Origin of the sequence: Flagellimonas flava (genome assembly GCF_050617915.1) — a bacterium.
Classification (GTDB): Bacteria; Bacteroidota; Bacteroidia; order Flavobacteriales; family Flavobacteriaceae; genus Flagellimonas; species Flagellimonas flava_A.
Genome location: NZ_JBODQE010000021.1, coordinates 1 through 2,546 on the forward strand (window position 1 = coordinate 1; position 2,546 = coordinate 2,546).

Consider the following 2,546-nt stretch of genomic DNA (forward strand, 5'->3'; position numbering starts at 1 on the left):
TGGATGAGCCGGGCAAACTGAACCACCCTCGCCGGATTAAACTGAGCATAGCAAATTAAGTGCTCGGATTTAATCCATCTATAGGTTAAACTTAGTTTTTATTCTTCAATTTTCTTCTCATTGATTCACCTTTTATGTCGATTCTGTGAGCTGTGTGCACCAAACGGTCGAGTATGGCATCGGCCAGGGTTTTCTCCCCTATGATGTCGTGCCATTTCGGTACGGGCAGTTGGGAGGCGATAATGGTCGACCTTTGGCCATGGCGGTCCTCGATGATCTCCATCAGCGCATGCCTGTTGATGTTGTCCAATGGTTTCAGGCCGAAGTCGTCAAGGATGAGCAAGTCCTGTTTTTCAAGTTTGTTTACCTGTTTCAGGTAAGAACCATCGGCCTTTGATGTCTTTAGCATGGTGAAGAGCTTTGCGGTGTTGAAGTACATGACCTTCCGTCCCATGGAGCAGGCCTGGTGGCCGATGGCCGAGGCCAGATAGCTTTTGCCGACCCCGGTACTCCCCGTGATAAGGATGTTCTCCTTCTTTTTGATAAAATCGCAAGACCCAAGACGTTGTACAAGGTTTTTGTCCAATTCCCTGGAAGGCCTGTAGTCTATGGCCTCCATTACAGCGGCATACCTGAAGCGTGCCGATCTGGTCAGGCGTTCTATCCTGCGGTTGTGCCGGTCGTCCCACTCGCACTGTACCAAATAGGCGATCAGTTCGTCATTGGTGTAGTCGGTCCCGGTGCCATTGAGTTCCATGGTGGTCTCAAAGGCCCTGTGCATGCCGTGTAGCCTGAGCTGCTTCATCTGTTGTATCGTCTTTTCGTTCATATGTTATGTTTTAAGGTTATCATTCGTAATATTTTCCGCCCCTGATGTTTTGGTGTTCGGGCATTCGTAGGTTCTCATCGGTTCGCTCGTCGAGTCTGTCCCATCCCTTTTTGAGGATGCGCTCGACCATATTGTAATTGTAGGCCCCGTATTCCGATGCCCTCCTGCAGGCATTGTCAAGACGCCCTCTGCCGTATTTCTTGGCAAGGTGCAATATGCCAAGACAGGATTTATAGGATTGTTCCGGGTGCTGTTTCTTGTCCAATATGGCGATGACATACCCTTTACAGTGCATTCCGATATCGGATGCCCATGTAATGAACCTTTCACTGCTCCACTCACTGACGAAACGGTGGTGCGAGGGCATGTGGTCGGGCACGGTGGTATAGCCATATCGCTTTTTGTCCCTTTGGTGCACGGCCAACCTTTCCTGTTTGTGGTAGACTTCGACGATGCCGTCGGTATAGACCAGTTTTACCTGTTTGCCGATATGGCGGTAGGGAACACTGTAATAATGTTTGTCCTTGCCCAGGTAGATATGGCTGTTCTTGTGGACGGTGGCCTGGGCGTACCGTTTTATCTCATAGCGTTTTTCCGGTAGGGGCATCAGTTCGTCCTTCTCGATTTCAATGAAAAGCGAACGTCTGGAATATTCCCTTCCCCTGAACGACATGTCGTTGTGGTTTGCCAACAGTTCCCTTATCGCCATGTTGAGATCCGTTATGCAGTGGAATACCTGGTTGCGCAAGGGCGCGAACACCCTTGTGTAAATGATGCGGACGGCGTTCTCCACTATGGCCTTGTCCCTTGGCCTATAGGTGCGTGTGGGCAGTACGGCGGTTTCGTAATGTTCGGCAAAGTCGGCGAAGACCTCGTTTACCTTTGGTTCGTAACGGCTGCTCTTTGTGACCGCCGACTTCAGGTTATCGGGCACCAATGCGCGTGGCACCCCGCCATAGAACCACAGTGCGTTCTCGGTGCAGCGGATGAAATCCTCCAGTTTTTGGCTGCCGCAGGCCTCCACGTAGGTATATTGGCTGCTGCCGAGTATGCACACGAACACTTCCAGTTCCTTGAGCTCCCCTGTCTCCCTGTCGACGATGGTGAGCTTCTTGCCCGTGAAATCGATGAAGAGCTTGTCGCCGGCCTTGTGCTCCATGCGCATCACCGGGGAGGTCTCCTTGCGCCACTCGGCATACCAGTACTTGAACTGTGAGAGCCTGAAGCCGTCGGGGTGCCTGGCATAATATTCCTCCCATAACAATTGTTGGGTGACCCCGGTCTTGCGAAGCTCTTTGTCAAAATAGGGGAAGTACTGCTGTAAGGTGAGCAACTTTGGCCCCTTTGGCTTCTGATCATCCTTGAACAGGCCGTGCAGCTCCTCCAGGGTCATCTTCTCCACTTCGTAGGCCGTCAACCTGTACCGCTTGAAGAAATCGATGTACTTGGTGACGGTGTTGCGGGAGATACCCAATTCCTTGCTTATCCGCCGCTTGCTGACACCGGAGGTGTACAGCTTGTAGATACGTTTGATCTTTCGCATGTCTATCTGTTTGTTCGCCATGGTCCTTTTTGGCAAAAAAAGACCTTTGGCATTTTACAGATAGATCAAACCCGAGGGTGGTTCACTTTCGTCCGGCGCAGGTGGTTCACTTTGCCCGGCGAGGGTGGTTCACTTTCATCCGGCGAGGGTGGTATACTATGTCCGGCGTTTCCA

General features: G+C 51.4%; 2 protein-coding genes. Both read right to left on the minus strand.

The genetic code is table 11. From position 1 onward, the window contains the following. Positions 1-91 precede the first annotated feature (91 nt). Positions 92-829 (minus strand): IS21-like element helper ATPase IstB, encoded by a 738-nt coding sequence (gene istB, locus ACRHOZ_RS20795; protein WP_431130154.1) that lies wholly within the window; start codon positions 827-829, stop codon positions 92-94. Positions 830-848: 19 nt separating this feature from the next. Then, positions 849-2,372: an IS21 family transposase gene (gene istA / locus ACRHOZ_RS20800; RefSeq protein WP_431130157.1), complete on the minus strand. Its 1,524-nt coding sequence runs from the start codon at positions 2,370-2,372 to the stop codon at positions 849-851. Positions 2,373-2,546: the final 174 nt, after the last annotated feature.

Coding starts and splice junctions, on each gene's coding strand:
- istB (WP_431130154.1), bottom strand. CDS start 829: ATGAACGAAAAGACGATACAACAGATGAAGCAGCTCAGGCTACACGGC.
- istA (WP_431130157.1), bottom strand. CDS start 2,372: ATGCGAAAGATCAAACGTATCTACAAGCTGTACACCTCCGGTGTCAGC.